The 6,242-nt window shown below is 72.1% G+C and carries 6 protein-coding genes and 2 tRNA genes; 2 read left to right on the forward strand and 6 right to left on the reverse strand.

Annotated features, from left to right (window positions below; genetic code table 11):
• Nucleotides 1–288 (reverse strand): HGxxPAAW family protein (locus GTW40_RS28285; protein ID WP_161182980.1); only part of this gene is annotated, 288 nt, incomplete at its 3' end.
• Nucleotides 289–366: 78 nt separating this feature from the next.
• Here GTW40_RS28285 and GTW40_RS28290 point away from each other — a divergent pair.
• Complete coding sequence (locus GTW40_RS28290) at nt 367–846, forward strand: helix-turn-helix domain-containing protein (protein WP_161182981.1); 480 nt, start codon at nt 367–369, stop codon at nt 844–846.
• A 16-nt stretch (nt 847–862) separates the two neighbouring features.
• Here GTW40_RS28290 and GTW40_RS28295 read toward each other — a convergent pair whose 3' ends face one another.
• The 5 genes from GTW40_RS28295 to GTW40_RS28315 all read right to left on the reverse strand — a co-directional run bounded on the left by GTW40_RS28295 (nt 863) and on the right by GTW40_RS28315 (nt 3,915).
• Nucleotides 863–2,086 (reverse strand): hypothetical protein, encoded by a 1,224-nt coding sequence (locus GTW40_RS28295; protein WP_161182982.1) that lies wholly within the window; start codon nt 2,084–2,086, stop codon nt 863–865.
• A 107-nt stretch (nt 2,087–2,193) separates the two neighbouring features.
• Complete coding sequence (locus GTW40_RS28300) at nt 2,194–2,700, reverse strand: SigE family RNA polymerase sigma factor (RefSeq protein ID WP_161182983.1); 507 nt, start codon at nt 2,698–2,700, stop codon at nt 2,194–2,196.
• A gap of 69 nt (nt 2,701–2,769) precedes the next feature.
• Nucleotides 2,770–3,408: a hypothetical protein gene (locus GTW40_RS28305; protein ID WP_161182984.1), complete on the reverse strand. Its 639-nt coding sequence runs from the start codon at nt 3,406–3,408 to the stop codon at nt 2,770–2,772.
• A 100-nt stretch (nt 3,409–3,508) separates the two neighbouring features.
• Nucleotides 3,509–3,581 (reverse strand) — tRNA-Arg (locus GTW40_RS28310).
• A gap of 243 nt (nt 3,582–3,824) precedes the next feature.
• Nucleotides 3,825–3,915, reverse strand: a tRNA-Ser gene (locus tag GTW40_RS28315).
• Nucleotides 3,916–4,305: 390 nt separating this feature from the next.
• Here GTW40_RS28315 and GTW40_RS28320 point away from each other — a divergent pair.
• The coding region (locus GTW40_RS28320) for a PAS domain-containing protein (RefSeq protein WP_343245811.1) at nt 4,306–6,242 on the forward strand (1,937 nt) is incomplete at its 3' end.

Raw genomic sequence — 6,242 nt, forward strand, 5'->3', positions numbered from 1 at the left:
CCGCCCGGCCAGCCGGCACCCGACGCATCCCGGATGGCCGCCCCTCGCCGCCGTGTCCCGGACCCGCATCCCCCACTGGTCCCGGGGCCGTACCCCCGGTGGCTTGCCCCAGCCCGCCAGGTGCAGGACCCAGGTGACGAGAACCCCCAGCCCCACGATCGCCGCCCCGCCCACGAGGTACGGCACGGACACCACGCACACACCCACCCCGAGGACACACGACCCCGCCGTGGCGACGCCGACACCGGTCCAGCCAGCGATCGTGTGACCCTCGTCGTACAGACTCATGAAGACCCCTCCAGGGAACGTCTCACCAACTAAGAGATTCGCACCCCGAATATCTCACAAGCTAAGGAATCTGACCAGATGGACCGCCCCGCCCGACCGCCCGCGACCCCGGCCCAGGCGCTTTCGGCGATGGACCACCTCATCGCCGCCCATCTGATCGGCCAGCAGGAGCTGGCCCGGCGGCTGGGCCTGAACGTCACGGACCTCACCTGCTTCGGCTTCGTCCTGGAGGCGGGCGAGGACCTGCTCACCGCGGGCGACCTCGCCGCCCGCGCGCACGTCACCACCGGCGCGGTCACCGGCATCCTCAACCGCCTGGAACGCGCGGGCTACGTCACCCGCCGCCCCGACCCCGCCGACCGCCGCCGCGTCCGGGTGGCCGCCGTACCGGACGCGGTGATCCGGGTCGGGGCGGAGTACGCCAGCCACTACGAGAACCTCACGGCCCTCTTCGCGGAGTACTCCCCCACCGAACTCGGCGTCCTCACCGACTGGTTCACCCGCGGCACGGCCCTGGCACACGCCAGTCTGGAGCGGCTGAACGACAACGAGGACTGACCTCGTCGTACGGCCGTCAGGGGCGCCACCGCTCGTCGAGGGCGATCACCCGCAGCCGCTCCATGCCCAGCACGGGCCTGGGCCGGGTGACGGGGCCCGCCTCGGCGTAGGAGTTGATCTCCCGTACCAGGACGCGCAGGCCGTCGGGGCGGAGCGTGTCGACCTGCCAGACGGCCGCCTTGCCGCCCTTCTCCGAGTGGCTCCGGGTCATCTTGACCTTGGTCCCGTCCTTCAGGACCACGCTGTCGCAGACGAGGTGATCGCCTTCGCAGTCCATGTGCCGGGCCAGCACCTTGCCCCGGTCCGGCTGTACGTCCACCTCGACCATGGTCTTCCCGGCACCGTCGTCGTGCACCAGCTGCACCGTGCCCGGGGAGCTGTTCACGTCCGAGACGTGCCCCTTGGGCAGCAGGGCGGTGAGCAGTGAGGTCATCCGGTCGGCGGAGGGCATCTCCGGCTGTGTCGGCGCCGGTTCGGAACCGTCCCGGGCCGGGAGGGAAGAGCCGGCCGGGAGCCAGGCCGGGCTGCGGACGATCTCGCCGAGCCGCTCGAGGGAGAGCCCCGGCTCGACGCCCGACGCGGACTCCTTCTCGCCGCCCCCGCCGAACTCCTCCAGGAACAGCTGGACGCCGTCGCCGGTGAGGTACTCCGCGTACCAACGCCGCTGCCCGTCAGGGCTGTTGGGATAGGTGAAGGACTTGGTGGAGTACAGCACGGAGCCGTCGGGGAACCGCTTCGTCGTGCACGTGTCGTACGGCCGCACCTCGACGGGCAGGCAGCCGTGCGCCTGCTGCCGGGAGATCGTGAGGTCGAGCGCGGTCGACGCGCCCCCCGCGCCGGTGTGGACGAGCTTGGCCGAGAGGGCGTCGGGCGTCCGCGTGCCCGACACCTGGGAGACGGTCCCGCCCTTCGGCATCAGGCTCCGCAGCGTGGCCGCCACGTCGTTCCCGCTGACGGACGGCACCGGGTCGGCGGAGGCAGCGGTCGCGGCCCGCCCCGGAACCACAGCCGGTGTTCCGGTGCCCCCGAGGACGCCGGTGCCCACCAGCGCCCCGCCGAGCGCGGCCACCGTCAGCGCGGCACCGCCCCCCACCTGCGCGGCCCGCCACATCCGCCGCCGGCGCCCGCGCCGGGCGGCGCGTTCCAGCAGGCCGGGGGGCAGCGGGGGAAGATCCTGGGCGGCGTCGTCCAGCGCGGCGGGCAGCCGCTGCTCGAACGCGTCGTGGGCGTCTGCGGGCATGACGAATCTCCGTTTCCTGAGCGGTATGACGAGGAAGGGGCACGAGGCCCCGGACGATGACGGGTCTGGTTTTCCGGCAACGGGTGCCGGCCGACGGGCTGCCGGGTCTACTGGGGTGCCAGCTCGGCCAGTTGGTCGCCGAGTACGGCACGCAGCCGGCGCAGCGCGCGCAGGCTCTGGGTCCGGACCGCGCCCGGCGAGACCCTGAGGATCTCGGCGGTCTCCTCCACCGACCGGTCCTCCCAGTACCGCAGCACCAGCACGGCACGGTCCTTGGCCGACAGCCGGGCCAGCCCCTCCAGCAGGGTCAGCCGCAGCGCGGCGTCGTCGGAACGCCCCACGAGATCGGGCATCCGGTCACTGGGCCGCTCGGAGGAGCTGCGCCTGCGGCGGTGCGAGAGAAAGGTGCGGGTGAGCACGGTGTTGGCGTACGCCACCGGCGAGCTGTCCCGGTTGATCCGCCGCCACGAGCAGTACATCTTCGCCAGCGTCTCCTGCACCAGGTCCTCGGCGAGATGCCAGTCGCCCCCGGTCAGCAGACACGCCGTACGGAACAGATGCGCCCCCCGCGCCACCGCGAACTCCTGGTACTCCCGCCCCGCTCTGCCAGCCATGGCACCCTTCCCTGATCCGAAGTCACCCTTTACACGGCGTTGGGGGCCGGGGACGTTACAGGGGCACCGTCAGTACCAGCGGACGAGGCCCGCCGCGCCCTGCCCGGTGCGGGCGGCGTGGCGAAGTACGCGCAGGGGGCCGTCCAGGAGGGCCTCGGCGTCGTGGTCGGGATCGTCGCCCAGAGCGGTCATCCACCGGTGGATCCGCTCGACCGCCTCGCGCCGCCGAGCCCCGGTCAGGTCGAGGGCCTCCTCGGCCTCGGGGAGCCGGGCGCGCACCTCCTCGGCGGGCAGCAGGAAGTCCCCGAACCAGCCCGGCAGCCGCAGCACCGCATCGGGACCGAGCGCGTAGGCCAAGGCCGAGAAGGGGCCGGCCTTGCGCGCCACGGCGGCGAACAGACCAGCCTCCCCCTGGGGCGGGAACGCGTCCATGACGGCGTCGCCCAGCGCCTCCACCGCGTCGGAGTGGTCCTGGCAGCCGTCGAAGAACGCGCTCAGCCGGTAGGCGTCCGCACCGGCGACCCAGCTGCCGGGTGAGGACTCGGACGCGCTGAACAGAGACTCCGGTGCCGTGCTCCGCCACCAGTCCAGTTCCCCGGGCACATGGACGTACGACGGCATCGGTGTCGGCGGCGAGGCCCGGACCGCCGCGCGCAGCAGCTCACCGATCCTCCGGTCGGGCAACGTCCCGATGACCCACGCGCCCATGACACTCAACTCCGCCTCCATTTCCGGCCCGGCCCCGGGCCCCGATCACGAAGTACGGCAAACGCAAGAGGCCCCGGATCTCTCCGGGGCCTCTTCACTGTGCACTCGGCAGGATTCGAACCTGCAACCTTCTGATCCGTAGTCAGATGCTCTATCCGTTAAGCTACGAGTGCTTGTTCTTTTGTTTTTGTCTTCCGTTCCGGCCCTTTCGGCCCGTCCCGGCGACAGGAAGAACATTACATGACTGCCGCCGCCATGTGAAATCCGATCCGATCACCCCCTCTGACCTGCGGAAACGCGAATCTGGGGTGAGGTGGGACAGCCGGCCCGGGCGACCGGACGCGGGGCGGAAACACGGAAACGCGATCAGGAAACGCCGAAGCCCCGGTCCTGGGGACCGGGGCTTCGGGATGGTGCGGAGGCGGAGGGATTTGAACCCTCGATGGGATGTAAGTCCCAAACCGCATTAGCAGTGCGGCGCCATAGACCGGACTAGGCGACGCCTCCAGCACAACCGATCACACGCGAGCGCGCGATTGGTGCGTGCAGATGATGACACAGGCGAGCGCCGCGTCACCAATCGACCCCCACGGTACTAGGCGCGAGGGCCGCAGGGCAAAGGGCTTCTCTGGCGTGGCGGAGGAGAGGGGGAAGGGAGGAAGAGGGGGAGAAGGAGAGGGGAAGGGGAGGAGGAAGGGCGGGGGAGAAGTCGGGGCCCGGCGGCCGGGGGCGTGGGTGGGCACATGTTCGGGGTCACTTCCTCGTGGGACCTCCCCCGTATCCGGCGCCGCGAGCGCGACCGCTGCCCTTAGACTCCCTCGCGTGACACCCCCGCGGGCCGGTTGGCAAGATGGCCCGAGCGGTAGGCAAGGTGCGGTAACAGGGAGGAAGCGTCTCGTGAGCAGCAGGCCATCCCGAGGCGCTGCTCGCCTCGCAGCCATACTCGACGCGCTGCCCGACGCGTTGCTCCTGGTCAACGCCAACGGGACCGTCGTCAACGCCAACACCATCGCCCTGGAGACCTTCGAGTCCCCCGGCACGGCACTCGTCGGACGCGGGCTGCTCGATCTGCTTCCGCAGTTCGACTCCAAGCTGATCCCCGGCTCCATGCGCCGCCCCGACCACATGGACCCGCGCGGCCGCACGAAGCCGACGCGGATGGTCGCCCGGCGCACCGACGGCACCGAGTTCCCGGTCGAGGTCACCAGCGCGAACCTGGAGAACGGGCAGCAGGCGTACGACGGTTCCGGCTTCACCGGCGACGAGTTGCTGATGCTCGTCGTACGGGACCTGTCCGGGACCGTGGACACCGAGGCCGAGCTGGCGCGTTCGCAGCGGCAGACCGAGATGATCCTGCGGGCGGCCTCCGAGGGCGTCGTCGGTACGGACACCGACGGGCGGATCGTGCTGGTCAACCCGGCCGCCGCGCAGATCCTCGGCTACCGCGCGGGCGAGCTGGGCGGCAAGGAGCTGCACACCCTCGTCCTGCACTCGCGGGCCGACGGCTCCCCCTTCCCGTACGCGGAGTCCCCCCTCGCCGACACCCTGCGCTCCGGGCGCAAGCACCGGGTGCGTGGGCAGGTGCTGTGGGCCAAGAGCGGCGCCGAGGTCTCGGTCGACCTGACCACCGCGCCGGTGCGCGACGGGGACCAGCTGGTCGGCGCCGTCATGACCTTCACCGACCGGCGCGCCTACGAGACGCTCTCGGTGGAGAAGTCCGAGCTGGAGAAGGCGCACGCCGAGGAGCTGGAGAAGCTCTCCGAGGAGCACGCCTCCGACCTGACCGCGCTGCGCCAGAAGCACGTGGCCGAGCTGGAGGAGCTGCGCGAGGACCGGGACACCCAGCTCGCGGAACTGCGCGAGGACCGCGACACCCGACTCGCCGCGCTGCGCGAGGAGCGCGACACCGAGCTGGCCGAGCTGCGTGAGAAGCACGAGGAGGAGCTGGCGGCGGGCGAGGAGCGGTACGCGGCCCTCGCCGAGCGCGAGAAGGACCGCCACGAGGCCCTCGCCGCCCGGTACGAGCAGCTGCTCACCCTGCTCGACGGCTCCCTGCGCGGCCCCCTCGACGAGCTGCGCCGCGAACTGGCCGCCCTCGCCGCCGACGACGCCGGGCAGCTGTGGCCCGAGGCCAACCAGGTCCTCCACCACCTGTCCGCCGGGTACGCCCGCATCACCGCCCTCATCGACAACGTCCTCTCCTACCAGCGCCTGGACTCCGGCAGCGAGGACATCACCCGTACGAAGGTGATGCTGGACGCCGTGGTCGCCGCCGGTGTGGACGGCGCCGTCGAACTGATCGGTCCCGGCCGCGTGCAGTTCGCCGTGCACGCCCCGCCCATCGAGGCGGAGGTCGACCCGCAGCGCCTCGCCACCGCGCTCGCCCACCTCGTGGCGGACGTCGCGGGCGTGGACGCCACCGGCAACGCGCCCGTCTCGGCGGGCGGTTACCTGGACAACACGGTCGTGGTCGCCGCCGCCCAGCGCGGCGAGGTCGCCCGGATCGAGGTGCGCGGCCCGTACGCCGGGGGCGACGCGGTGCACGAGCCGATCGTGCGCGGAATCGTCCGCGCACACGGCGGTGTGCTGCAGACGCACGAGGTCCCGGGCATGAGCGGCAGCGCGTACGTCCTGGAGGTGCCGCTCGGCGGCGGCGCCGGGACGGTCGCCCTGCGGCTCCCGGCCGTCCAGGAGGACGTGGCCGAGGAGACCCCGGCCCCGGAGGCGCAGGACGCGGGGCGCCGGGCCCGGCGCTCCTCCACCGACGCCTTCCTCGACAGCGACCTGTCCGCCGCCGGTCCGGTGAGCGGTGACGCGAACGCCCCCGCGCCGAC

Source organism: Streptomyces sp. SID4985 (genome assembly GCF_009863025.1).
GTDB lineage: Bacteria > Actinomycetota > Actinomycetes > Streptomycetales > Streptomycetaceae > Streptomyces.